A 25,044-nucleotide genomic window follows, 5' to 3' on the forward strand; every position below is an offset into this window, starting at 1 on the left:
GTGCGAGTCGCTGGCGGCTCGCACTCTCTCCTCCCTGCCTGCCTGCCCACAAATAGAAACAACTCTCATTTACAGCGCACAAACAAGTCACTAGGCTAGTCCCTTTTGCCAAGGGAGCTCAGCTATGCCAACCACACTGATTTTCGGAGCCAGCCGAGGGCTGGGCCGTGCCTTTACCCACCACGCTCTCGCTGAGGGTCACCGCGTAGTCGCGCTGGTGCGCAGCCCCGAGATGGCCACGGAACTGGAGGCGCTGGGAGTAGACGTCATCGAAGGGGATGCGCTGGATCCGGCTGCGGTGCAGCAGGCGTGCGCCCGAGCGGGGCAAGATGCACAGGTCGTCTCCACCCTCGGCAGCTTTCGCCAAACAGTGCCAGTGGACTATCAGGGCAACCGCCATGTAATCGATGCCATGGAGCAGGCTGGCCTGAAACGACTGCTGCTGGTCACCTCCCTCGGCTGTGGTGACAGCTGGCAGTATCTGCCGGAGCGGGCCCGCGCCGCCTTCGGTCATGAAGTGCGTCTCAAGAGTCTGGCGGAGAGCTGGCTGCAGACCAGCGCCCTCGCATGGACCATTCTGCGCCCGGCGGGCCTTCAGGATGGCGACGCCACCGGCCGCGCCGAGCTGAGTCAGGGCAAGGAGGTACACGGACTGGTACGCCGCGCCGATGTGGCCGCCCAAGGGCTGCGCCTGCTGGCGGATGAGACGGCAGTGGGGCAGATCTACGCCATCGGGGATCCCACGCTCCAGCGCGGCTAAAGCAGCAGTAAAATCGCTCATACCCACCACATACCAAAACGGTCAGCCCAAGGGCTGACCGTTTTCGCTTTACCGCACACGCTATCTCACGGGCGCTTGCACCATCTCACGGACGCTTGCGCCATCCCGCTTAACCGGCAGTCGTCTCACTCTGTACGACCGGCTGACTGGCCACCGGCAGTGACTGCTGCCGCCAACGCAGCAACAGGCAAGCCAGCACGCCGTAGAGCAGCGCCAGTCCCCATAGCTGCCACCAGTAGCGGGCAACCTGCGCGAAGTCAGCCCCCATCTGGTTGAGGCGCAGAAAACCCTCGATACCGGGGATAGTGGGCACCCACTGAGCCAGCCAGTTGAGGGGGACCGGGATCAGCTCCAGCGGCCAGATAAAGCCCGCCAGAAAGACCAGCGGCAGGGAGGAGATGAGTACCACCTGAGTTGGCAGATCGCGCCGGGTAAAGATGGCACCCAGCACAATCCCGAACCAGCAGGTCGCCAGCAGGAACGGCAGGGCGAACAGCCACAACTCCAGCGGATCGGCATGACGGGCGATGTTGTAGTGATCGAAGCAGAAGCCGAGGAAGTAGCTCACCGGCAGCAGGAACAACCCCGCCAGCACCAGAGTTCTGGCCAGCAGCAGCGGCAACACCGGCGCGCTTTGCCAGTAACCGTGCTCGCCGCGACAGCTGCGCTGGTTCTGGGTCGCCCCCAGGATCCCCGCCCCCATCAGTAACACCTGATGGAGGATCAGCACGAACACCGCCGGCACCACGTAATTCACATAGCCCATGGTGGGGTTGAACACCGGCACCACGTTGAGGGCCACCGCATTCCAGCCCATGGCCGCTTGTGGCAGCGCCTCGCCGTGGCTCAACAGCCGCGCCACCTTCACCTGCGCGGCGAGAGTGCCACCGGCCTGCGCCAGTCCTTCGGCAATGGTGCCGTAGACCAGAAAGTAGGAGGCATCACCGGCATAGCTCAGGGTGACGCTCTTACCCAGCATCAGATCCCGATAGAAGTGGCTGGGGATATGCAGGATGCCGCTCGCCTCCCCAGCCATCATCAACTGACGCGCCTCGGCCAGCGAATTGGCTCGCGCCACCAGCTTTACCTGCGGCGTGGCATCGGCCATAAACTCCAGCTGACGGGACAACTGACTGCCATCGTCGTTGACCACCACTACTGCCTCTTCCCGCGGCAGCTGATGCAGATAGGGCTGGGGATAGAGAAACGAGTAGAAGATCACCCCGCCAAACAGGGTCAGCATGATGGCGCGATCCGCCAGCAGGGTGCGCAGCTCGAGGCGCAACAGATCGACAAATCCCAGCATCACTCAGGCTCCTTTTCGGCGACTGCCATTGCGGCTGATTGACGGGCCAGCTCGGCCTGCTGCTTGTAACGGCGTACCACCAGCAGCAAGGGGAGCAGAAACAGCAGCAACGCCCCCAGTTGCGGCAGCGCCGATGCGAGCGGCAGACCGTAGTTGCTCTGACCAATCTGCAGCTCCACATAGTGAGAGACCGGCAACAGGCTGCGCCAGAAGCGGGCGAAATCCCCCATGGCGCTCACCGGAAAGGTGACCCCCATAAAGGCAAAACCGGGCGCCGTGTAAGCCCCCGCCAGCGACAGGGCGCGGGCCGGATCCCGAATGATGCCGTAAAAGAAGGCCCCCATGGTAACGCAGGCGGCCGAGGCGAGCCCCAGCCCCACCACCAGCACCAGCCAGCTGCCGTGCATGGGGTAGGAGAAGCCCTTGAACAGCAGCAGTGTCCAGACAATTCCCCACCCCCAGCCAATCAGCATGTGGGGCAGCAGGGTGCGCCAGAGACCAAACCAGACACCGCGAGTAGTCCAGTCCAGCCCCAGCCGATCGGTACGGGCCAGCGCATTGAGGCCGAACAGCACCACCAGGATCTGCCACACCGCGGGCAGAATGGCACTCAGCAGAAACTGGGCGTAGCTGGAGTTGAGGTTATAGAGCGCAGTGACCTGACTGCTGATGGGCACCGACTGCCCGAGTGCGCCGGGCAGCGCCTTGCCATCGGCCATCGCCTCCAGCACGCCCACCTGACCATTGAGGGTACCTACCACCTGCGCCAGCGCCGAGTTGACCAGCTTGGCGATCAGGATGAACTGGCCGTTGTTGAACACCGTCACCTGCGGCTGGGTGCCCTGACGGGCATCCCGCTCCAGATGGTTGGGGATCACCACCAGCGCATAGATATCGCCACCGCGCAGGGCGTGCGCCCCGGCATCGATGGAGTCAAACTGTTGCGCGACCTTGAGCCCGGCCGAGCCATCCAGCGAGAAGGCGAGCTGGCGCGAGAGCATGCTGTGGTCGAGATCCACCAGCCCCACCTTGAGGTCGCGGGCCAGCCCTGCCGAGAAGATCCAGCAGAGGATCCCCATCAGCAGCAGCGGTACCCAGCTCATCAGGGCGCGGCTGAACGGATCCTGCCACAGCAGCCGAAATTCACGTCCCATCAGAGTTCAACCAGCACACTCATGCCAACCCGCAGCCCCTCAACCGGTTGCAGCGGGCGAGCCTCCACCTGGAAGCTCTTCATGTCGAAGCCCTGACGGGTATCGGTGGCACGCCAGGTGGCGAAATCCCCCATCACGGCCACATGGGTCACCTTGAAGCGCACCATCTGATCGCCAAGGCCGGGGATGCGGGCATCGAACTCGGTACCGACCGGGAAGCGGGGCAGCAGATCCTCGCGAACATGGAACTGAGCCCAGGCATCGCTCATGTCGAGCAGGGTCACTACGGGGAAGCCTTGCGGCGCCAGCTCGCCGCTGCGCAGCAGCACCTGGCTTACCTCGCCTGAGTGGGGGCTGGTGATGCGGGTGTCGGCCAGATAGGCCTCTACTTCGGCCACGGAACCGGCCGCCATCTTGGCCTTCTCGCGAGCGGCGATCTTGGTCTCTTCCCGCGCCCCTTCCAACGCCATCTGGTACTGCTGCCACGCCATCCCTTCGCTGTAGCGGGCGGCTTGCCAGGCAGTCCAGGCCTCGTCGCGTTTTTGCAGCGGTATCACGCCATCGCGGTGCAGGCTGGCCACCCGCTCATAGGTCTTGCCACGCAGCTGGGCGGCAGCCTTGGCTTTTTGCCATTGATCCTTGGCGGCAGCGATCTGTTGGGCACGAGCCCCTTTCTCCGCCTCTTGCGCCAGCGCCCCTGCAGCGGCTTCACCCGCCTTGGCCTGGCTCAGCTTGGCTTCAATCTCGGGGCTTGCCAGCGTAAAGACCAGCTGATCCTTGGTCAGCTGATCGCCCTTTTTCACCAGCACTTCGTCGATGCGCCCCGGCACCTTGGAAGAGACTGAATACTGCTGAGCCTCAATCTGCCCTTGCAGATGCACCGGCTCCGGTTGATAGGCGAGCCAAAAGCGCCAGCCGAGCCAGACCACCAGGATCACCAGCACCAGCGGCAACAACAGCGGTTTACCCTGGCTCATCTTCTTTTTGATGGGGGGATGGCTCATCACTTCACCTCGACAAACGGGCGACCCTTGGCGGTCGAAACAGAGATAGAAAAAGGCACGAACCGGATGGTGATCATGAGTTCACCTCGATCACCTGACCGTGCTGATATTGATTGAAACTGTTCATCTGGCCGGAGAGGGCCAGCAGGCGGGCCAGCGACACCACATATTGATAAGCCGCCGCCGCACGTTGGGTCTTGACTCCTGCCAGTTGGTTCTGGGCATCCACCACATCAAGGGAGGTAGAAAGCCCTTGCCCGAACGCCTTGTCCCGCAGCCGCACATTCTCCTCGGCCAGCGCCTGGGTGGAGGAGAGTGATTGATACTCTTCAAGCCCCTGTGCTGCTTCGCGCCAGGTCTTCTCGACCAACAGTTTCAGATCCTCGCGGGTCTTGGCCTGCAGCAGATTAACCTGAAGTTCGGCGCTCTTCGCCGCCTGCACCGTCTCGGAGCGGCCATCGCGGCTCACCAGCGGCATGCTGACCCCCACCCCCACCAGCCAGTCCGGCGTGGTCTTGGAAGCGATCGAATCATCTTCATAGAGGTTGTAATTACCGAACAGGAATACCTCGGGGGCATATTTGCCCTGTTCGACCCGGATCAGCCCCTTGGCCTGCTCCTTCTTGGCGTTTAGCAACTTGAGGCCGGGGTGCACTTCCAGGGTCTGGCTTACCAACCCCTCAAGACGCGGTAGCTCCTTGTTGACGAACAGACCATTGCCCGGCTGGGCATCCGGCAGCTTCAGCATGCGGCCGAGGGCCAGCTCGGCGATCTCGAGGCTGCGACGGGCCTTCTGGGTATCGATGCGCGCTCTGTCATAGGCCGACTGGGCGGAGAGACGCTCCACCCGGGCAATCTGACCCTGCGCTTCGAGCTTCTTGGCATGATCCAGATGGTGGGCCAGCCCGTCCTCAATCTCCTGCCTGGTCTGCACCACCTGAGCAGCCAGTACCACGCCGAAATAGGTCTGGGAGAGGCTCTCGAAGGCAGACTGCTGTTTGAGCACCAGCAGTTGCTGCGCCTCGCTCACCTGCGCCTGACGGATATCCTGAGCCGCATCAATGCGGCCACCGGCAAACAGCGGCCAGAGCATCTTGACCGAGCTGGTCACCACATTCTGCTTGGTCAGGGGAGTGACAAATGCGTTGGCCCCGACCCCGAACAGACTGCCGAGCGCCAGGATCAGATCTTTCTGCTTGGCCAGCGGATTGAGATCGAGGGCATCGAGTTCAATCGGCTGATCAAGATGGGTATAACTGGCTCCCACATCCACCTTGGGCAGATACATGGATTTGGCGGCCTCACGCAGTTGCTTGGCCCGATCGACCCCGGCCTGCTCGGCAGCCAGCTCCTCATCCTGCTGGATGACCCGGGTCCAGGCCTCGCCGAAGCTGATGGTCTGCGCCTGCGCAGACCCCAGCACGGCCCCCAGCAGACACGGCCAGAGTGATGTAATGAACCTTGACGTCATAGAACCCCGATTCGCACTGTTGCAAAAATGTTTGGAGCTTTTGCTCACATAAGCCAGCCATCATAACGCAAACGGGACTGACAAGTGGACTGACAATTGAGCAAGGAGGTGACCCGAATGGTACAGCACTCCTGACCAGTCAATCTGGCTGTTTTTCAATAACTCCTGAATTTGCAAGCCTTGGCTCGACGTTTTTTTCAGAAAAAAATGGCTGACGCTCAAATACTAACCTTTTCTCCTGCCTAAAAAATGCGTAATATACGCCGCCCTAAGCCGATGGTAACCGTGGAATGCAGATAGGTCCCCACACGCTTGAAACTCCCCTGATTGTGGCGCCCATGGCCGGTGTAACAGACCGACCATTCCGTGAACTTTGTTTGCGGCTGGGTGCCGGCATGGCCGTTTCCGAGATGCTGCTGGCCAACCCGGATGTCTGGGATACCCAGAAAACCAGGATGAGGATGGATCACTCTGCAGAAGGCGGTTTGCGATCGGTCCAGATTGCCGGGGCCGACCCCGAGATGATGGCGTTTGCTGCCCGCTACAACGTGGAGCAGGGCGCACAGATCGTCGACATCAACATGGGCTGCCCGGCAAAAAAAGTGAATAAGAAGCTGGCAGGTTCAGCCCTGCTGCGTTACCCCGATCAGGTCAAAGCAATTTGCCGGACCGTGGTGGATGCAGTGGAAGTACCTGTCACCTTGAAGATCCGCACAGGATGGGATCCGGATAACCGCAATGGCGTGGAGATCGCCCGAATCGCCGAAGATTGCGGTATCGCGGCCCTTGCCGTGCACGGTCGTACCCGTGCCTGCCTCTACAAGGGCGAAGCGGAGTACGACACGATTAAGGCGATTAAGCAGGCCGTATCGATTCCTGTTGTCGCCAATGGCGACATCAACAGCCCGGAGAAAGCCCGGTATGTCCTCGACTATACCGGTGTGGACGCCGTGATGATCGGCCGCGCTGCGCAAGGACGACCCTGGATTTTCCGGGAAATCCGTCATTTTCTTGAGACGGGCACCAAGCTGCCACCTCCCGAGAGGGAAGAGGTTCGCACCCTGATGAACGAGCATGTCACCAACCTGCACCGGTTTTATGGTGCATATCTGGGAGCGCGCATCGCCCGTAAACACGTGGGCTGGTATCTGGATGAAGAAGAGACGGGCCGAGAATTCCGTAAGCACTTCAATGCCCTGGATTGTGCTGACGCACAACTAGAAGCACTCGAAGCGTATTTCGATGGATTAGGTTAACAAGATAACTAAAGAGCCGACCGAATATGTTCGAACAAACCCTGACTTCTGATGCATTGGTAACAACTACTCACAATCACGCTGCCGAGCCGACCCAGCGCCCCCTGCGTGACTCTGTGCAACAGGCCCTGCGTAACTACTTGGCCCAGTTGAACGGTCAGGAAGTGATTGATCTGTACGATATGGTTCTCTCCGAAGTCGAAGCGCCGATGCTGGACGTGATCATGCAGTACACCCGTGGTAACCAGACTCGCGCAGCCGTGATGATGGGTATCAACCGTGGCACCCTGCGCAAGAAGCTCAAGCGTTACGGCATGAACTGATTGCTGGCCTGATGCCGCACAAGCGGAACAGGGCAAAGATGAAAGGCGCCGGGTAGCAATACCCGGCGCCTTTCTTTATGCTCCCCTTCTCACTTCCCTACTACAAGCGCTATGAACCGCACGCCCCTGCTGCTGATGGTACTGGTCACCCTGCTGGCTGCCGCTGGCTGGCTCTTCTCGAAAGAGGCGATCCGCGAACTGCCGCCCGCCGCTTTTATAGGCAGCCGCTTTCTGCTGGCCGCCCTGCTTTTGCTCCCCTTGGCCTGGTTGCGCGAGCCACCACCAACCCGAGCCCAAATGGTGCGCGCAGCCGGTTGCGGCACATTGCTCGGTGCCAGCCTGCTGCTGTGGGTCACCGCCATCAGCCAGAGCGATGCGCTCGGCAGCGGCGCCTTTATCATGAGCGTCGCTACCCTGATGGCCCCACTGGCCGCATGGGCAGCCTTTCGGGCCAAACCCGGCCGCCACTACTGGCTCACCCTGCCCATCGCCATCGCGGGTCTATTGCTGCTCTCCAGCAGTACCCACTGGGGCGTGTCGCTCTCACTGTTCTGGTTTCTGGCGGCGGCCACCACCCTTGGCATCCAGCTTGCCGTCCATCGCCACTTCGCCCAATCCATTGCACCGACCTGGCTCACCTGCATCCAGCTGGCGATGACCGGCCTGCTCGGCACCCTGCTCTCCCTGCTGACTGAACAGTGGCCCGAGGCCGGGGTCAACCACGGCATCTGGGGCTGGTTTGCGGCGAGCGTCTTGATCGCCACCACATTGCGCTACTGGCTGCTCACCCATGCATTGAGCAAGATGACCACCGCCCACGCCGCCCTGATGATGCTGCTGGAACCGGTCTGGACGCTGATCCTGAGCACCCTCTTCTATAGCGAACCCCTTGGTGGCGCCAAACTGGCCGGTGCTGGACTGGTGCTCGGCGCGCTGGTGCTCTACCAGCTTCCCCTGCTGCTGCGCAGCGCACGGCTCAAAACCCCCGCCTGATGAGAGACACCGCCCCGGGGCGGTGTCATCATTTTCCCTACTGTTTGCCGCTTTTATCCTGCTAATGCTGACCATCTGTTAACAACATTTAACCCTTGGTATCCATAGGGTTAAAGGGCATACCCCATGAAAAAATGCCATATGGCCAGCTTGATAAAGGTCACATTCCTCCCTCCTCTTGCCCCCTATCATCCCCCCATCATCTGCCAGCCCGTCAAGTTGGCGATGCCACCAAAGTGGAACACTCACGAATAACAAGAGAAAAGACCATGCAGCAAACCAGCCCCCTCAAGACGGTCACGGTCAGCATATTGGCAACCGCCATGCTGATCTTTGTGGCCCAGTACCTGATAGGCAAACAGGAGATCAAGATCGGCATCGCCATCATCCCGATCCTGCCGATGCTCTTTGCCGTGATCATCGGCATGATTGTCTCCGCCAAACCGGTCAAGGATCGCATCCCCGGCTGGAAGCAGCTCTTCACCGAAAAAGAAGAGGGCTTCTGCGGCAAGATGGTGGGCTTCAGCCTGCTGATCCTGGGTACCCAGTACGCGGGGATGATCATCCCCAACCTGAAGATGATCCTGAGCGTCGGCGTGCCGCTGTTCCTGCAGGAGATTGGCAACCTGCTGCCGATCCTGATCGCCATTCCGCTGGCGGTGAAGTTCGGCTTTGGCCGCCGCGCCATCGGGGCCTGCTCCTCCATCAGCCGTGAGCCGTCCGTTGCGGTAATTCAGGGCAAGTTCGGCACCGGCTCTCAGGAGTACATCGGTGTGCTGGCCATCTACCTGTGCGGCTCCGTCATCGGCACCCTCTGGTTCAGCGTGCTGGGCAGTATCGCCCCGCTCACCGGCCTGCACCCGCTGGCACTGGCCGCCGGTTCCGGCGTGGGCTCAGGATCCATGCTGAGTGCCGCTTCCGGCGCCCTGATCAACGGTCTCGACGAAGCACTGGCTCAGCAGGTGCTGAGTATCGCGGCAGCCTCGAATCTGCTCTCGTCTGCCCTCGGCGCCCTCTCCCTTACCTATCTGGGTCTGCCGCTCGCTGAAAAAATCTATGCCCTGACTGCCAAAGGAGAGAAAGCATGAAAAGCATCGTAATGGATATGCGGTTCGTCTTTCTGGCGATCCTGCTGGCCATGTTCACCCAGACCCTGACCACCGGCACCCCGCTCTGGCTGATGGGTGACAGCTTCGTCGCCATGTCGCTGGTGGTGTTCGCTTCGCTGATTGCCAAGCGCTATCTGCCCTCCTCCCTGCCGGCGTTTGCCTATGCCACCATCATCGGCATTCTCATCTGCCTGCCGGAGACCCCGGTGCGCGGCCTCTTTATCGACGCCGTAGCCAAGATCTCCTTCCTCTCCTGCTGCGTACCGCTGCTGGCCTTTGCCGGTCTCTCGGTGGGCGGTCAACTGGAAGAGCTGAAGAAGATGTCCTGGAAAGTGATCCTGATCTTCATGATCGTCTCCACCTGCTGCTTCTTCGGCGCCTCGCTGGTGGCCCAGCTCGGCTTCTCCATCCAAGGGATCATCTGATGAACAACATCCACATTGAACCGGCCCTGCTGGCCCTGCGCGACTTCAGTCAGGAAGTGCGCCACCATCTGCACACCATTCCGGAAGCCTCCGGCGTCGAGTTCAAGACCTCGGCCTACTGCCGCGAGCTGATGGCAGGCTTTGGCTACCGTCTCACCGACTACCCGGGCTTCACCGGTTTCCACGGCGATCTGGTGGTTGACCCTGTGCTGCCGACCATCGCCTTCCGTGCCGACATGGATGGCCTCGAGATGCACGACATGAGCGACGTTGCGTTCAAGTCGACCCACGAGGGAATGGCTCACAACTGTGGTCACGACTCCCATATGGCGATCTCCCTGACCGCAGCCAGGTTTCTGGCAGCCAACCGCGATCGCCTGCAGTACAACGTCCGCTTTATCTTTCAGATGGCGGAAGAGGATATGCGGGTACCGGGCGCCGAGAAGATGGTCGAACTGGGCTGCATGAAGGGGGTGGACGAGGTCTATGCCCTCCATAACGACGGCGCCATGGAGACCGGCACCATCAAGTTCAACCACGGTGTGATGTCCTCCTGGGGCTCCGCCTGGACGCTGGATGTGCATGGCATCTCCGCCCACGGTTCCACCCCCCACAAGGGGCTGGATGCCATCCGCGAAGCGGTGCGGATCATCGAGGATATGGACTACATCGTCGCCAAGCGCACCAGTCCGTTCAGCCCGGCCGTATTTGGCTGCGGCATGATCAACGGCGGCACCATCCCCAACGCCATCGCCGACCATGTGCAGGCGCGCGGCACCATCCGTGCCATGGATGCCGAAACCGACCAGATCCTGAAGAACAGCTTCAAGGAGATCGTGGCCCAGAGCGAACTGCGCGGCTTCAAGACCAAGATGGTCTATGCAGGGTATCCAGCGGTCGAGAACCACGCCGATGCCTGCGCCCGCCTGCTGCAAGCAGCCGCCGACGTATTGCCCTCTGAGGGGATCAATGCTCAGGGTCAGCCGATGACCGGCAGCGAGGATTTCAGCTACATGGTCAACGCCTGCCGTGGCCGCAAGGGTGCCATGTTCTTCCTCGGCAGCGGCTGTCAGGCCAAGGGGATCTGCAACTATCTGCATGCCAACCCCTACTACCTCGATGACGACTGCCTGCTGGTCGGAGCCCAGATCTTTATCAATCTGGCGACCCGCAGCGCTTAATCACGCATCCTGAAAAAACAGAAGAGAGGCCACGGCCTCTCTTTTTTTGTCTCTGTATTTTTGCTCTGTGTACGATAACAACCCGCGGCTAGAGCCACGGCAACTCCCCCATATTGGCGGCGGGCGGCTGGTTGATAAGGTGCAGCTGCACCGTCTCCCGGCTGATATGGGGGGCGTAGAGGTGGATAAAGTCATACATGTAGTCGCGCAGGTGAGCATGTTTGCGCAAACAAATATGGGTGGCGCTCGAAGCGATCAGGTGATCGATATTGAGGCTCACCAGATCCTCCCTGTCCCCCTCATCGAAGGCCACGCTGGCAATCACCCCGACCCCCATCCCGAGCCGGACGTAATGCTTGATCACGTCGGTATCGGTGGCGGTCAGCACGATTTTCGGCGACAGACCGTGGCGGCTGAAAGCCTTGTCCATCTTGGAGCGGCCGGTAAAGCCGAACACATAGGTGATGAGGGGGTAGCGGGCCAGATCGGCCATCGAGAGCGGCTGACAGTCGATCAACGGATGACCATGGGGCACCACCACGCTGCGCCCCCAGCGATAACAGGGGACGGCGGCCAGCTCGTCGAACAAATACATGGACTCGGTGGCGATCGCCATATCCACATCGCCGCTTTGCACCATCTGAGCCAGTTGGGCAGGTGCCCCCTGATGGAGCTGGATCGCCACATCGGGATAACGACGGCTGAACTCGGTAATCACCGCTGGCAGCTTGTAGCGCGCCTGGGTGTGGGTGGTGGCGATACGCAGCACCCCGCTGGTAGCCAGTTGCTCCCCGAGCGACAGCTGGTTGATCTGCTCCACCTGCGCCACTACCCCCTTGGCCAGCTCCATCACCTGCTCGCCTGCGCTGGTCAAGCCGACCAGATTCTTCCCCTTGCGGGTAAAGAGGGCGAGCCCCAGCTCATCTTCCAGCATCTTCATCTGCTTGCTGAGGGTTGGCTGGGAGGTGTAGAGCTTCTCCGCCGTCGCCGAGATGTTGAAGTTGTTCTTCACAATCTCGGTAAAGTTCTTGAGCCGGGCGATGTTCATCTGGGCAAGGGATCTCGCTGCTGCGGCCAGTGGGGCTGACCTGAAAAAGAGAGAGCGGGGCTGGCCCCGCAGCTGACTGCCGACCATATCACAGCGCGGCGCATGATAATCTGCCCCAGGTCAGAAAGCCGCGCGCTAGTCGCTGGCGAGCTTGATCCCGAGCCCGACAAACAGGGTGCCGATGCCCCGATTGAGCCAGCGACCGAGACGCTGTGACAACCGCACCCTGTGGCTGGCATAGACGGTGGTAAAGACCAGCAGGTGACACCAGATGATACCGCCCAGATTGAAGATGCAACCGAGCAGGATAAAGGCGAACGCCTTGTCGGGGGCATCCGGTGCGATGAACTGAGGCACGAAGGCGAGGAAAAAGAGCGCCACCTTGGGGTTGAGCACATTGGTCAGCACCCCCTGCCGGTAAATCTGACCATAGGAGAGGGCTGGCAGGGTGGCCCCTCTCTCCATTGCACCCGTAGCCTGCTGGCGCAGCAGGGAGAACCCCAGATAGATGAGGTAGATGGCGCCAGCCAGCTTGATAAGGGCAAACAGTTCGGCCGAGGCGCTAAGCAGGGCCGACAGACCGAGGGCCGCCGCCAGCACATGCACCATGACACCGGTGCCAATGCCCAACGTCGCGACCGAACCGGCACGCCACCCTTGCGAGCCGCTGCGCAGCATGACCAGCAGGGAGTCGGGCCCCGGCATGATATTGAGCAGCAACCCCGAGACCATAAACAGTGCAAGATCATGAATACCGAACATCCCCCCTCCCCTCGTAAAGAAAAACCAAACAAAAAGGGCTCCGCAGAGCCCTCTTTTCTTTCACTCTGTGGCAGCTGACGCATCATCAGCTGTCCCGCCAGCCATCAGGGCCGCAGCGCCTTGTCCGCCCGCGAGATGCCGCAGACGCCGGAGCGCACCACTTCGATGATCTCGTTGGTCTGGGCGGCAGTCTTGATAAAGGCATCCAGCTTCTCGCTGGTGCCCACCAGCTGTACCGTGTACTGCTCGGGGGTGACGTCGACGATCTGGCCACGGAAGATATCCGCCAGCCGTTTCAGCTCGTCACGGGCCCCACCGGCGGCGCGCGCCTTGACCAGCGCGATCTCCCGCTCGATATGCTCCCCTTCGCTCAGGTCGCACACCTTGAGCACATCCACCAGCTTGTGCAGCTGCTTCTGGATCTGCTCCAGCACCCGCTCGTCCCCCATGGTGACGATAGTCATGCGCGACAGGGTGGGATCCTCGGTCGGCGCCACCGTCAGGGTCTCGATGTTGTAGCCGCGCTGGGAGAAGAGACCCACCACGCGGCTCAGGGCGCCGGATTCGTTCTCCAGCAGTACCGAAATGATATGCCTCATGATATTTCCCCCGCCTTGCTCAGCCACATCTCGTCCTTGATGGAACCAAACTTGAGCTCCTTGAGCACGACCGAAATAATATGTTCCATCGTCAGGTTCTCTCCGTCTTGCTCAGCCACATCTCATCCATGGCACCAAACTTGATCTGCATCGGATAGACGTGCTCATCCGGGTCGACCGAGATATCCATGAACACCAGCCGATCCTTCATGGCGAAGGCTTTCTCCATGGCGCTCTCCAGCTCGGCCGGATCGCTCACCGCGATACCGACGTGGCCGTAGGCTTCCGCCAATTTGACGAAGTCCGGCAGGGACTCCATGTAGGAGTGGCTGTGACGGCCGCCGTAGAACATCTTCTGCCACTGCTTGACCATGCCCAGCGCACGGTTGTTGATGGAGATGATCTTGATGGGCACCCCGTACTGCATGCAGGTAGAGAGCTCCTGAATGTTCATCTGCACCGAGCCGTCGCCGGTGACGCAGCAGACCACCGCATCCGGGTTGGCAAACTGGGCCCCCATGGCGGCCGGAATACCGAAGCCCATGGTGCCGAGGCCACCGGAGTTGATCCACTGGCGCGGTTTGGCAAACGGGTAGTAGAGGGCAGCAAACATCTGGTGCTGGCCGACGTCAGAGGCGACGAACGCCTCACCCTGAGTCACCTTGTAGAGGGTCTCGATCACCTGCTGTGGCTTGATCTGGGTGGACGATTTTTCGTAAGCCAGGCAGTGACGGGAGCGCCACTGGTTGATCTGGTTCCACCAGTCCGCCAGCGCCTCCTTGTCGTTATCGAAGCCACACTCGCGGACCACTTCCAGCATCTGCTCAAGCACGGTTTCCACCGAACCGACGATGGGCACATGGGCCTGTACCGTCTTGGAGATGGAGGTGGGATCGATGTCGATATGGACCACGGTGGCATCGGGGCAGAACTTGGCCACGTTGTTGGTTACGCGGTCATCGAAGCGGGCCCCCACGGCGAAGATAAGATCCGCATTGTGCATGGTCTTGTTGGCTTCGAAGGTACCGTGCATCCCCAGCATGCCGATAAATTGCGGATGGGTGCCGGGGAAGGCCCCCAACCCCATCAGGGTGGTGGTCACCGGCAGATTCAGCAGCTCCGCCAGCTTGGTCACCAGATGATCCGCGTTGGCATTGATGGCACCGCCGCCCACGTACATCACCGGGCGCTGGGCATCCACCAGCAGCTTGGCAGCTCGCTTGATCTGACCCTTGTGACCGGATTTGGTCGGATTGTAGGAGCGCAGAGAGACCGTCTCGGGATATTGGTAGGGGAATTTCTCTTTCGGGTTCTGCACATCTTTGGGCAGATCCACCACCACCGGCCCCGGGCGGCCGCTGGCGGCAATGTAGTAGGCCTTCTTGATGGCCTCGGGAATATCGCTCGCCTTCTTGCACAGGAAGCTGTGCTTGACCACCGGACGGGAGATACCGATCATGTCGGTCTCCTGGAACGCATCCTCCCCGATCATGCTGGTCGGCACCTGGCCGGAGAGGATCACCAGCGGAATGGAATCCATATAGGCGGTGGCAATACCGGTAATGCAGTTGGTCGCTCCCGGGCCCGAGGTCACCAGCACAGTCCCCACCTTGCCGGTGGAACGGGCGTAACCGTCCGCCATGTGAACCGCGGCTTGCTCATGCCGCACCAAGACATGCTCCATCTTGCCGTTTTCGAAGAGAGCGTCATAGATGTCGAGCACTGAGCCACCAGGGTAGCCGAAGACGTGCTCAACTCCCTGATCTTCCAGCGCTCTAACCACCATCTGGGCGCCTGATAACATCTCCATGATAAAGCCCTCCAGGCTTTGCTCCGTTTAGCGAATCCCGCCGACGATGCCGTGCTTCCCGGCACGGCCCGATCCGTTTCTTGTTGTTATCTGAATGCAGATCGGCCCAATTCAGCCCCGTCGACAGTAGAAAAAAAGGATTTTTCCATCATTGACCCGAAAATCGGGTGAAAAAACAACTTAACCCGCTTCATAACGCTTGTCCACGGCTTTATCTGACCAGAACAGTCATACATTTCAACCAGCTATTAACATTCAATGACTTGCCGCTGCGACCATGAGACAAAAGGGAAGGATGTCGGGGAATGGCCAGTGGATCATTCCGCAGAGGAGAAAAACAGCCACAAAAAAGCCCACCGTTCAGCGGTGGGCTTGATGCCGGATGATGATTCAGTTGTCCTGATCCGGCTCTGCCAGCCAGATCTGCTGATCCGGATCTGTCTCTTCACTGACAGAAATGCTGACGCCCATATCGAGCAGTTCGTGCAGGGTTAGATTGTCAGCCAGGTTCATGACTTCGCCGTTTTCATTGGTAAAGCGCATTTGCTCCATCCTCTCCTTGGTGGGGTCGCCTTTCAGTCTAGTCAACAACGCTCACTTGCGATAACCAGCCAGCGGATAAACGCTCTCCCCCATCCAGCTCGCTCAGGCGATCACTCACCTCCTCCGGAAACAGGGTGCGAGCCCAGAGCCGACGAGACAGAGAGGCCACGCTCTCGTCAGCACCCGCAGCCAGCCAGCGGGCCAACTCCCCCGCCACATCGGGGTAACAGACCGCACCCGGCGAGGCGCTGTCGAGCCAGGTACGCACCAGATTGGCATCGAGCACATCCATCAGGGTCGCCAGCCCCATCATCTCCAGAGTCTTGCCATTGGACAGCTGCTCGAACTGGCCGACAAGGGGCTTGACCAGCAGCTTCTTGCCAAGGGTGAGCGCCTCGGAAGCGAGCTCGAAACCCGCGTTGGAGATGACGCCGCGACAACCGGCCAGCACGGCGATAAATCCTTGCCGCGACGGCGGTTCGAAGCGCAGGTTGCGCCACTGGCTCGGGGTGCGAATGGCGGGATGAAAGCAGACGAAGCGCTGCTGACCAAAGCGCGACAACAGGGCTGCGATCGCCTCGCTCTGCTCGAACGGCAGATAGACCAGGATCTCGCCGTTATCCGGCGCGGCGGCGATGGGGTCGATCACCGGTGGTAGCAAGGGGTGGCCGAAGTGAAACCAGTGCAGCCCGAGCGGCTGATCCACTGGGGCAAAGTGGCGCATCAGCTGACGGCTGATCCCATTCTCCCCCCAGCGCGGGATGGGCCAGTTGAAGCTGGCCTGATGGCTGACGGTGAGGCTTGGCTTGCCATAGCGGCGGGCGGCGTGGGCGGTCAGCGGCTCAAAGTCGCTCACCACCAGATCGTATTCGCTGCAGTCGAGAGACCGCAGATCCCGCCAGAAGGTGAGCGGCGAGGCGGCTTGCAGGGTGCGCCACGGAGAAACTCGCCCCTCGTGACTGACAAAAGTGAGGCCGGGAAAGGCGCGGTAGGCGCCAAACTCCTCCATGTCGAAGTAGCAGTCGGCGGAGCGGCCGCTAAAGAGATAATCCACCTCGACCCCTGCCGTGCGCAGCGCCCGCGCCAGGGTGCGACTGCGACTGATGTGGCCGTTGCCGGTGCCCTGCACCCCGAACAGTATCCTCATGAGTGGCTCCAGCCGAGCGCCAGCACGGCGCAAGCGCCCCCCAGCAGAGCACCGGCTACCAGATCGCTCAGGTAGTGTACCCCGAGCAGCAACCGGGATGCCCCCACCAGTGCCGCCCAGCCAAACAGCAGGGGTGCCCAGAGCGGAAAACCGGTGGCCAGTATGGTGGCCATCAGAAAGGCTGCGGCGGTATGGCCGGAGGGAAGGCTGTAGCGATCGGAAGGGGTGATAAAGACCGGCAAACCGACTGGCCGTTGCCGTTTCAGGCTGTTTTTCAGCAGCAGATAGAGGGGCAGTTCGATGGCGAAGGCAAGCAGCGCCAGTCGAACCAGTTCACGCTCTGCCTCCCCCAGCCACCAGAGCAAGGCGGCCAGCACGGCGTAAAGCGGGCCATCACCGGTGCGGGAAATGAGACGACTCACCCTCGCCTGCTGCCGGTTGTAACCGTGAAGCAGGCAGACCCGGCACACCTGAAGGTCCCATTGCTGGATCTTGTTCATATCTCCTCCTTCCCTGAATTCTGCTTGCAGAGTAGGAAGGCGGGATGACAGGACGTTGAACAAGGGATAACAGATTTATGAAAAAAGGGCCTAATGGCCCTTTTAAATTTCGATGTTGCGGCAAAATCAGTGGTTGCCGCGCAAGCCGGTCTCCATCAGACGACAGTTGTGATCCGCCAGACGGGCCATGAAGTGCTCATCCACTTTCAGGCCAAACACCTGCTCGTAGAGATCTTTCATCACAAACGGCTGCCACATCATGCTGAGGAAGGAGATCTTCAACATCTCGGGGTCCAGATCGTCCCCCAGCTCGCCGTTGGACTTCATGGTTTCCAGCAGGGCATCAAACTGCGGCAGCTGACGCTCCAGCAGACGGCTCAGCACAAAATCCCGGCCCGGGCTCTTCTCGGTCGACAATGCACTGGAGATAGCCGAGGTCAACTCGCTGTTGGGCGACATCACCTGATAGTAGGTGTTGAGCAGCTCGTTCAAGCTGTGATTGCTGTGCTCATCTTGCCAGGCATGGTCGAGAGGCTCGGCGACATCACCCAGTACCGCCTTGTAAAGACCCTCTTTACTGCCGAAGTAGTAGTGGATCATCGCCAAGTTGGAGCCAGCCAGCTCCGCGATTTCGCGTGTAGTTACCTTGCTATAGGGAGTATTGAGAAAACGCTCACGGGCGGCAGCAAGCAACTTGTCACGAATGTCAGAACGTCCGACCGGACGACCAGGTCTACGTTTTTCCATTTAACACCTCAGATAATTCAGCCAATGCTGATAAGTCGATCTGGTTGTGCAGAGAATAGAGCACAGCAGGAATGACCAGATAATCGGTCATGGGCCGAATATGGGACAAGGAAATTTGCAATCCTTTACAATCCGATTAAATACGTCAGCAGATTGCCCCTGACCTTCCGTGTTGACACAGCATAAAAATCTCGATATTGGTAAAAGCGTTATCGACTGGAAGGAATAACAACGTCATGCGTATCGCCACCCCGCTACTACTAATCTCCCTAATCGCGTTAACTCGCGCGGGATCCTTGTAGCCGGGCTAAGGCATAGCCGGAATTTACAAAAACCCGTGCACCCTGCACGGGTTTTTTTATGCCGCCGCAGGATGCACGTTACCGAACTTAGGAAGAGGGGAGTCACATGTCAGATCGGGTCATCATATTCGACACCACCTTGCGTGATGGTGAGCAGGCCCTGGCGGCCAGTTTGACAGTCAAGGAGAAGCTGCAGATCGCCCAGGCACTGGAGCGACTCGGTGTCGACGTCATGGAGGTGGGCTTCCCAGTCTCCTCTCCCGGCGATTTTCAATCGGTGCAGACCATCGCCCGCCACATCAAAAACAGCCGGGTCTGCGCCCTCGCCCGCGCCTTGCCCAAGGATATCGACGCCGCCGGCGAAGCCTTGCGGGTCGCCGAGGCGTTTCGCATCCATACCTTTATCTCCACCTCCTCCATCCATGTGGAGAGCAAGCTGAAAAAGAGCTTCGAGGATGTGCTGGAGATGGGGATCGGCGCCATCAAGCACGCCCTGCGCTACACCGATGATGTGGAGTTCTCCTGCGAGGATGCGGGCCGCACGCCGATCGATAATCTCTGCCGCATGGTGGAGGCCGCCATCAAGGCGGGGGCCCGTACCATCAATATCCCCGATACCGTGGGCTACACGGTACCGACCGAGTTCTCCGGCATCATCCACACCCTGTTCAACCGGGTCCCCAATATCGACAAGGCGATCATCTCGGTCCACTGCCACGACGATCTGGGGCTCTCGGTGGCCAACTCCATCGGCGCGGTGCAAATGGGTGCCCGCCAGATCGAGTGCACCATCAACGGCATCGGCGAGCGGGCGGGCAACTGCTCGCTGGAAGAGGTGGCGATGATCCTCAAAACCCGCGCCGACCTGCTCGGGGTGCAAACCAATATCCGCCACAACGAAATTCATCGTACCAGCACGCTGGTCAGCCAGCTGTGCAATATGCCGGTGCAGCCCAACAAGGCGATCGTCGGGGCCAACGCCTTCTCCCACAGCTCCGGCATCCATCAGGATGGGGTGCTCAAGGCGAAAAATACCTACGAAATCATCACTCCCGAGAGCATTGGCCTGACCCAGAACAACCTCAACATGACCTCCCGCTCCGGCCGTCACGTTATCAAGCACCGGATGGAGTCCATGGGGTATGCCGAGAGCAGCTACGACCTCGACCACCTCTACGCCAAGTTCCTGACCCTGGCCGACAAGAAGGGGCAGGTGTTCGACTACGACCTCGAAGCGCTGGCCTTCTTCAGCCAGATCCACGAAGAGCCGGAGCACTTCAAGCTGGAGTACCTCGGGGTCCAGAGCGGCAGTTCGGTACTGGCCACCGCCTCGGTCAAATTGAAGGTGGGTCAGGATCTGATTTGCGAAGCGGCCACCGGCAACGGCCCGGTGGATGCGGTCTACCAGTGCATCAACCGCATCACCGGCTATGAGATCCGCATCGATAAATATGCCCTCAAGAGCAAGGGCGAAGGGGAAGATGCCCTCGGTCAGGTCGATATCGTCGCCGAGTACAAAGGGCGCAAATTCCACGGCATGGGGCTGGCTACCGACATCATCGAATCCTCGGCCCATGCCCTGCTCCATGTGATCAACAGCATCTGGCGCGCCGATCAGGTGGCCGAGCAGATGGAACGCAATAACAGCATCAAATCAGAAACCGTCTGAGCCGAACTCGATACCAAACAGACGGAATGGAATGACAGCATCAAATCGGAAACCGTCTGAGCAGGACTCGCAGCCACACAGACGGCATGGAATGACAACATCAGGACGGGGAACGTCTGAACCGGGAACCGCGCGCAGCGTCGGGAAAAACGGGCAGAGGGATCTCAAAGACAATATCAGGATGGAGAGTGTATGAGCAGTTATCGGATCGCAGTATTGCCGGGTGACGGCATTGGCCCGGAAGTGATGGCCGAGGCCGTCAAGGTGCTGGAAAAGGTGCAGGCCAGGTTCGGCTTTGCCTTCGAATATGATCGCCACGACGTGGGCGGCATCGCCATCGACAACCACGGCACCCCGCTGCCGCAGAGCACCATCGCTGGCTGTGAAGCGGCCGACGCCGTGCTGTTCGGCTCGGTGGGCGGCCCGAAATGGGAACATCTGCCCCCCAACGATCAGCCTGAGCGTGGCGCCCTGCTGCCCCTGCGCGCCCACTTCAAGCTGTTCTGCAACCTGCGTCCGGCCCGTATCTATACCGGTCTGGAACAGTTCTCCCCGCTGCGTGCCGACATCTCCGATCGCGGTTTTGACATCGCCTGCGTGCGCGAGCTGACCGGCGGCATCTACTTCGGTCAGCCCAAGGGGCGTGAAGGGGAAGGCCCCACCGAGAAGGCATTCGACACCGAGGTATACCATCGCTTCGAGATCGAGCGCATCGCCAAGATAGCCTTCGAATCCGCCCGCGTGCGCAAGGCCAAGGTCACCTCCATCGACAAGGCCAACGTGCTCGCCTCCTCCATTCTGTGGCGTGAGGTGGTGACGCAAGTTGCCAAGGATTATCCCGATGTCGAACTGAACCATATGTATATCGACAACGCCACTATGCAGCTCATCAAGGATCCGTCCCAGTTCGACGTGCTGCTCTGCTCCAACCTGTTCGGTGACATCCTCTCCGACGAGTGCGCCATGATCACCGGCTCCATGGGACTTCTCCCCTCCGCCAGCCTCAACGAATCGGGTTTCGGCCTGTTCGAACCGGCCGGTGGTTCGGCCCCGGATATCGCCGGCAAAGGGATTGCCAACCCCATCGCCCAGATCCTCTCCGCCGCCCTGATGCTGCGCTACAGCCTGGGTCAAGAGGCTGCCGCCCAGGCCATTGAGCAGGCCGTGGCCCAGACCCTGGCCGAGGGTTACTTCACCGCCGACCTGCATCAGGCCAGCGCCCGCCATCCGGTGCAGAGCACGTCCGAGATGGGTAGCCAGATCGCCGCCCGGATCTGAGCCGCATAACAGAGAACAAGGAAGAGAGAAGCAATGGCCAAGACCCTCTATCAGAAAGTATTCGACGCCCACGTGGTACGGGAAGTGGAAGGGGAGACCCCCCTCATCTACATCGACCGCCATCTGGTGCATGAAGTGACCAGCCCGCAGGCATTCGACGGCCTGCGCGCCATGAATCGCCAGCTGCGCCGCCCGGATCTGACTTGGGCTACCATGGATCACAACGTCTCCACCACCACCAAGGACATCGCCGCCTCCGGCGAGATGGCCCGCATCCAGATGGAGACGCTGGCCGACAACTGTAAAGAGTTCGGGGTTCGCCTCTACGATCTCAACCACAAATATCAGGGGATCGTCCATGTGATGGGCCCCGAGCTCGGCATTACCCTGCCCGGCACTACCATCGTCTGCGGTGACTCCCACACTGCCACCCACGGCGCCTTCGGCTCGCTGGCGTTCGGCATCGGCACCTCCGAGGTGGAGCATGTGATGGCCACCCAGACCCTGAAACAGGGCCGCGCCAAGACCATGCGCATTTCGGTTAACGGCAAACTGGCCGAGGGCATCAGCGCCAAGGACGTGGTGCTGGCCATTATAGGCCGGGTCGGCCACGCCGGCGGTACCGGCTATGTGGTGGAATTCGCTGGCGAGGCCATCGAAGGCCTCACCATGGAAGGGCGGATGACGGTGTGCAACATGGCCATCGAGCTTGGCGCCAAGGCCGGCATGATCGCCCCCGACCAGACCACCATCGACTACATCCGTGGCAAGGAGTTCGCTCCCAAGGGCGAGGCGCTGGAACAGGCCATCGCCTACTGGCAGAGCCTCAAGAGCGACGAAGGTGCCCACTTCGATGCCGAGGTAGTGCTCGACGCCGCCGACATCGCCCCGCAGGTCACCTGGGGCACCAATCCGGGTCAGGTGATCGCCGTCAATGAACCCATTCCGGCGCCGGAATCCTTCAGCGACCTGATGGAGCAGCAATCCGCCCGCAAGGCACTCGCCTACATGGATCTGCAGCCTGGTCAGAAGCTCTCCGACGTCGCCATCGACAAGGTGTTTATCGGATCGTGCACCAACAGCCGCATCGAGGATCTGCGTGCTGCCGCCGCCATCGCCCGCGGTCGCAAGGTGGCCGCTGGCGTGCAGGCGCTGGTGGTGCCTGGCTCCGAGCAGGTGAAGGCACAAGCCGAAGCCGAGGGGCTCGACAAGATCTTCATCGAGGCCGGTTTTGAGTGGCGCCTGCCCGGCTGCTCCATGTGTCTGGCAATGAACAACGACCGGCTGCAACCGGGGGAGCGCTGCGCCTCCACCAGCAACCGCAACTTCGAAGGACGTCAGGGCCGCGCCGGCCGCACCCATCTGGTGAGCCCGGCCATGGCCGCCGCCGCCGCCGTCACCGGCCGCTTCGCCGACATTCGTGCACTGTAAGAGGAACCAATGATGACAGGATTCAAACAGCATAAAGGGATCGTCGTCCCCCTCGACAGCGCCAACGTCGACACCGACGCCATCATTCCCAAACAGTTTTTGCAAAAAGTAAACCGCATCGGTTTTGGCAAGCACCTGTTCCACGACTGGCGCTTCCTGGACGATGCCGGCCAGCAGCCCAACCCCGAGTTCGTGCTCAACCAACCGCAATTCGCCGGTGCCAGCATTCTGCTGGCCCGCGAGAACTTCGGCTGCGGCTCGAGCCGCGAGCACGCCCCTTGGGCGCTGGCGGACTACGGCTTCAAAACCATCATTGCCCCGAGCTTTGCCGACATTTTCTACGGCAACGCCATCAACAACGGCATGGTGCCGGTACGCCTGAAGGAGGAGGAGGTCGATGCCCTGTTCCAGCTGGTGGCCGCCAAGCCGGGCATCGAGATCGAGGTGGATCTGGAGGCCAATCAGGTGCGCGCCGGTGAGCTCAGCTTCGGTTTCGAGATCGACGAGTTCCGCCGTTACTGCCTGCTCAACGGGTTGGATGCCATCGGTCTGACCCTGCAGCACGAGGCCGCCATCAGCGCCTTTGAGGCGAAGCAACCGAGCTGGATTTAACACGCCAGTTGCAAAAAAACGAGTAGAATCAACAGGGAGCTTCGCCTCCCTGTTTTACTGTCCGCTACGCTTCCCACTTTGGGCCACCGGAACTGGTCCGCGTTACAGGAAAGGATGATGAAGAGACCGACAGCAATTCCTCTGCTCTGTGCCCTGCTGCTTGCCCTGCCTGCGGGGGCCAGCCAAACCGGCTTCAGCAACAGCCTCGGCCAGATCAACGTCGGCTGGCTGGATAGCGAAGGCAAGCCACAGCAGCTCACCTACCGGCTCGAACAGGGCAAGCTGCCGCCCCTCATTGCCTACCGTCCAGCCAGGATGCAGGAAGAGATATTGCAGGTGTTGCTGCGAGAGGTGCGCCAGAACTACCCCGAGGTGCAGTTCACCCTCGCCCGGCCCTCGCTGGAGCTGCATCTGAAAAGCCGCAACCAGGACAAAGCGCGCGAGGCGATGGCCTGGCTGGAGTCACAACGCAGCAAGGCTGAGCAAGAGTGGCTGGACCAACACTATTTTCAGTACTTTACCCCGCCGGACGGCAAGCTTGCCGTCAAGCAGGATCATGTGCGCATCGCCCTGGAGAGCCGTGCCAGCCTGGCCCCGCTGGCAGAACAGCTCAAACAGCAAGGGAACAGCGAACCGGAAGCTAGGCAAAAGACCGTGGCCCATATGCTCACCTTTATCCAGAGCATCCCCTACCAACAACTCGATAGCCTGAACGGCCGGCAGGGCAAGGGGTTTCTCACTCCCCGCCAGGTACTGGAACAGAACCGCGGCGATTGCGACAGCAAGGTGACTCTGATGGCCGCCATGCTGGCCCAGCTCTTTCCCGAGCTGAAACAGGCGATGGTGTTCGTCCCGGGCCATGCCCTGCTGGCCGTTGATCTGCCCGCCAAGCCGGGGGATGCAACCCTCAACTGGCAGGGGCAAAACTACCTGCTGCTCGAACCCACAGGCCCCGCCACCTTGCCTGCGGGGCAAATAGCATCGACCAGCAAAACGCTGGTCGATAGCAAGCAGTTGAGCGTGCAGCCGGTTCAGGAGAAAGGGTAATCCCCTCCCTCTGCCGATGGGGAGAGAGGATTAACCCTGAGGCAGAAACTCTACCGCCAGCAGCAACCCGCTCTCCTCCTCCAGTACCCGTATAATACGCGCATGTGCTTCAAAGGGGGGCAACAGGTTGTTGTTGGTGGCAAGACTGATCCGGATGGGCTGATTGATGTCGAGCTGGTGTTCAGAGACCGCAATCCCCATGCCGTTGGCACTGAGATCCCGGCAGATCCCCTCCAGCTCCAGCTGCTGCTGATAGACGGTGACCGGAGCATTGATGACCATGCGCGCAAAGGCACGCCTTTCCTTGGTATTGGTAAGCACGCAAACATCCTCTGTTGGGTGGGCGTCATCTCATGGGTATTGCACAATTGTGCTGGTCTACCCAAAAGAACGTTAATACAATGCGGTTCGTTTCTCAAACGGGGTGCGGTTTACCGCTGAGATTATACCCGTGTACCTGATCCAGATAATGCTGGCGGAGGAATTTGAGGCATGGCGCTCATTTTTTGCGCCCTCACCCGCTGGCACCTCGTTATTAACAAGTAA

The 25,044-nt window shown here is 60.4% G+C and carries 25 protein-coding genes and 1 riboswitch; of the genes, 12 read left to right on the forward strand and 13 right to left on the reverse strand.

Going from position 1 to position 25,044, the window contains the following annotated elements; translation table 11 throughout:
* Positions 1 to 124 precede the first annotated feature (124 nt).
* Positions 125 to 760, forward strand: coding sequence for an SDR family oxidoreductase (locus G5367_RS18575; RefSeq protein WP_421244827.1), 636 nt, complete (start codon positions 125 to 127; stop codon positions 758 to 760).
* A 130-nt stretch (positions 761 to 890) separates the two neighbouring features.
* On the opposite strand, the gene G5367_RS18580 is transcribed toward G5367_RS18575, so the two are convergent.
* The 4 genes from G5367_RS18580 to G5367_RS18595 form a co-directional block, all read right to left on the reverse strand.
* On the reverse strand, positions 891 to 2,087 hold the full coding sequence (locus G5367_RS18580) for an ABC transporter permease (RefSeq protein ID WP_319919756.1): 1,197 nt from the start codon (positions 2,085 to 2,087) through the stop codon (positions 891 to 893).
* Positions 2,087 to 3,241, reverse strand: coding sequence for an ABC transporter permease (locus G5367_RS18585; RefSeq protein ID WP_421244828.1), 1,155 nt, complete (start codon positions 3,239 to 3,241; stop codon positions 2,087 to 2,089). Before G5367_RS18585 ends, G5367_RS18580 begins: the two co-directional genes overlap by 1 nt.
* Positions 3,241 to 4,245, reverse strand: coding sequence for an HlyD family secretion protein (locus G5367_RS18590; protein WP_421244829.1), 1,005 nt, complete (start codon positions 4,243 to 4,245; stop codon positions 3,241 to 3,243). Before G5367_RS18590 ends, G5367_RS18585 begins: the two co-directional genes overlap by 1 nt.
* Before the next feature lie 73 nt (positions 4,246 to 4,318).
* Complete coding sequence (locus G5367_RS18595; protein WP_421244830.1) at positions 4,319 to 5,716, reverse strand: TolC family protein; 1,398 nt, start codon at positions 5,714 to 5,716, stop codon at positions 4,319 to 4,321.
* Positions 5,717 to 6,006: 290 nt separating this feature from the next.
* Between G5367_RS18595 and dusB the strand changes: the two genes are divergently transcribed.
* From dusB to G5367_RS18625, 6 genes are all read left to right on the forward strand, one after another.
* On the forward strand, positions 6,007 to 6,972 hold the full coding sequence (gene dusB, locus G5367_RS18600; protein ID WP_005341156.1) for a tRNA dihydrouridine synthase DusB: 966 nt from the start codon (positions 6,007 to 6,009) through the stop codon (positions 6,970 to 6,972).
* A 26-nt stretch (positions 6,973 to 6,998) separates the two neighbouring features.
* A complete protein-coding gene (gene fis / locus G5367_RS18605) occupies positions 6,999 to 7,295 on the forward strand; it encodes a DNA-binding transcriptional regulator Fis (RefSeq protein ID WP_005309538.1) in 297 nt (98 codons plus the stop codon).
* 111 nt (positions 7,296 to 7,406) lie between these two features.
* Entirely contained in the window at positions 7,407 to 8,288 is an 882-nt protein-coding gene (locus G5367_RS18610; protein WP_421244831.1) for a DMT family transporter, read from the forward strand.
* A 269-nt stretch (positions 8,289 to 8,557) separates the two neighbouring features.
* Positions 8,558 to 9,376 (forward strand): DUF3100 domain-containing protein, encoded by an 819-nt coding sequence (locus tag G5367_RS18615; protein WP_005339140.1) that lies wholly within the window; start codon positions 8,558 to 8,560, stop codon positions 9,374 to 9,376.
* Complete coding sequence (locus tag G5367_RS18620) at positions 9,373 to 9,822, forward strand: hypothetical protein (protein WP_005349183.1); 450 nt, start codon at positions 9,373 to 9,375, stop codon at positions 9,820 to 9,822. The genes G5367_RS18615 and G5367_RS18620 overlap by 4 nt, the downstream gene beginning before the upstream one ends.
* On the forward strand, positions 9,822 to 11,003 hold the full coding sequence (locus G5367_RS18625; protein ID WP_421244832.1) for a M20 metallopeptidase family protein: 1,182 nt from the start codon (positions 9,822 to 9,824) through the stop codon (positions 11,001 to 11,003). Before G5367_RS18620 ends, G5367_RS18625 begins: the two co-directional genes overlap by 1 nt.
* An 88-nt stretch (positions 11,004 to 11,091) precedes the next feature.
* On the opposite strand, the gene G5367_RS18630 is transcribed toward G5367_RS18625, so the two are convergent.
* The 8 genes from G5367_RS18630 to G5367_RS18665 all read right to left on the reverse strand — a co-directional run bounded on the left by G5367_RS18630 (position 11,092) and on the right by G5367_RS18665 (position 18,159).
* On the reverse strand, positions 11,092 to 12,051 hold the full coding sequence (locus G5367_RS18630) for a LysR substrate-binding domain-containing protein (protein ID WP_421244833.1): 960 nt from the start codon (positions 12,049 to 12,051) through the stop codon (positions 11,092 to 11,094).
* Between the two features lie 135 nt (positions 12,052 to 12,186).
* Positions 12,187 to 12,813 (reverse strand): LysE family translocator, encoded by a 627-nt coding sequence (locus tag G5367_RS18635; protein WP_139394086.1) that lies wholly within the window; start codon positions 12,811 to 12,813, stop codon positions 12,187 to 12,189.
* A gap of 104 nt (positions 12,814 to 12,917) precedes the next feature.
* The gene (gene ilvN / locus G5367_RS18640) at positions 12,918 to 13,412 is read right to left on the reverse strand and encodes an acetolactate synthase small subunit (RefSeq protein WP_005311605.1); all 495 of its coding nucleotides are present in this window, start codon (positions 13,410 to 13,412) and stop codon (positions 12,918 to 12,920) included.
* Between the two features lie 91 nt (positions 13,413 to 13,503).
* Positions 13,504 to 15,222, reverse strand: a complete 1,719-nt coding sequence (locus G5367_RS18645) for an acetolactate synthase 3 large subunit (protein ID WP_421244834.1) — start codon at positions 15,220 to 15,222, stop codon at positions 13,504 to 13,506.
* A 390-nt stretch (positions 15,223 to 15,612) separates the two neighbouring features.
* The gene (locus tag G5367_RS18650; RefSeq protein ID WP_005341188.1) at positions 15,613 to 15,765 is read right to left on the reverse strand and encodes a hypothetical protein; all 153 of its coding nucleotides are present in this window, start codon (positions 15,763 to 15,765) and stop codon (positions 15,613 to 15,615) included.
* Between the two features lie 37 nt (positions 15,766 to 15,802).
* Positions 15,803 to 16,912 carry an MJ1255/VC2487 family glycosyltransferase gene (locus G5367_RS18655; RefSeq protein WP_421222433.1) on the reverse strand — a complete coding sequence of 370 codons (1,110 nt, stop codon included), beginning with the start codon at positions 16,910 to 16,912 and terminating at the stop codon, positions 15,803 to 15,805.
* Positions 16,909 to 17,412, reverse strand: a complete 504-nt coding sequence (locus tag G5367_RS18660; RefSeq protein WP_042052499.1) for a phosphatase PAP2 family protein — start codon at positions 17,410 to 17,412, stop codon at positions 16,909 to 16,911. The genes G5367_RS18655 and G5367_RS18660 overlap by 4 nt, the downstream gene beginning before the upstream one ends.
* A 126-nt stretch (positions 17,413 to 17,538) precedes the next feature.
* On the reverse strand, positions 17,539 to 18,159 hold the full coding sequence (locus tag G5367_RS18665; RefSeq protein ID WP_236348182.1) for a TetR/AcrR family transcriptional regulator: 621 nt from the start codon (positions 18,157 to 18,159) through the stop codon (positions 17,539 to 17,541).
* 408 nt (positions 18,160 to 18,567) lie between these two features.
* On the opposite strand from G5367_RS18665, the gene leuA reads away from it, so the two are divergent.
* The 5 genes from leuA (at position 18,568) to G5367_RS18690 (ending at position 24,498) form a co-directional block, all read left to right on the forward strand.
* Positions 18,568 to 20,130, forward strand: a complete 1,563-nt coding sequence (gene leuA, locus G5367_RS18670) for a 2-isopropylmalate synthase (RefSeq protein ID WP_288728112.1) — start codon at positions 18,568 to 18,570, stop codon at positions 20,128 to 20,130.
* Positions 20,131 to 20,322: 192 nt separating this feature from the next.
* Positions 20,323 to 21,408, forward strand: coding sequence for a 3-isopropylmalate dehydrogenase (gene leuB, locus G5367_RS18675; RefSeq protein WP_288728110.1), 1,086 nt, complete (start codon positions 20,323 to 20,325; stop codon positions 21,406 to 21,408).
* 33 nt (positions 21,409 to 21,441) lie between these two features.
* The gene (gene leuC, locus G5367_RS18680; RefSeq protein ID WP_182938880.1) at positions 21,442 to 22,839 is read left to right on the forward strand and encodes a 3-isopropylmalate dehydratase large subunit; all 1,398 of its coding nucleotides are present in this window, start codon (positions 21,442 to 21,444) and stop codon (positions 22,837 to 22,839) included.
* 12 nt (positions 22,840 to 22,851) lie between these two features.
* On the forward strand, positions 22,852 to 23,451 hold the full coding sequence (leuD, locus tag G5367_RS18685) for a 3-isopropylmalate dehydratase small subunit (protein WP_042031829.1): 600 nt from the start codon (positions 22,852 to 22,854) through the stop codon (positions 23,449 to 23,451).
* A gap of 117 nt (positions 23,452 to 23,568) precedes the next feature.
* Positions 23,569 to 24,498: a transglutaminase domain-containing protein gene (locus tag G5367_RS18690; protein ID WP_421244841.1), complete on the forward strand. Its 930-nt coding sequence runs from the start codon at positions 23,569 to 23,571 to the stop codon at positions 24,496 to 24,498.
* 30 nt (positions 24,499 to 24,528) lie between these two features.
* Here the strand turns inward: G5367_RS18690 and G5367_RS18695 are convergent, their stop codons facing one another.
* Positions 24,529 to 24,819 carry a PilZ domain-containing protein gene (locus tag G5367_RS18695; RefSeq protein ID WP_216952900.1) on the reverse strand — a complete coding sequence of 97 codons (291 nt, stop codon included), beginning with the start codon at positions 24,817 to 24,819 and terminating at the stop codon, positions 24,529 to 24,531.
* A gap of 89 nt (positions 24,820 to 24,908) precedes the next feature.
* Positions 24,909 to 24,999, forward strand: a riboswitch (TPP riboswitch).
* Positions 25,000 to 25,044: the final 45 nt, after the last annotated feature.

It is taken from the genome of Aeromonas sp. 604282, from assembly GCF_049170575.1.
GTDB lineage: Bacteria > Pseudomonadota > Gammaproteobacteria > Enterobacterales > Aeromonadaceae > Aeromonas > Aeromonas veronii_A.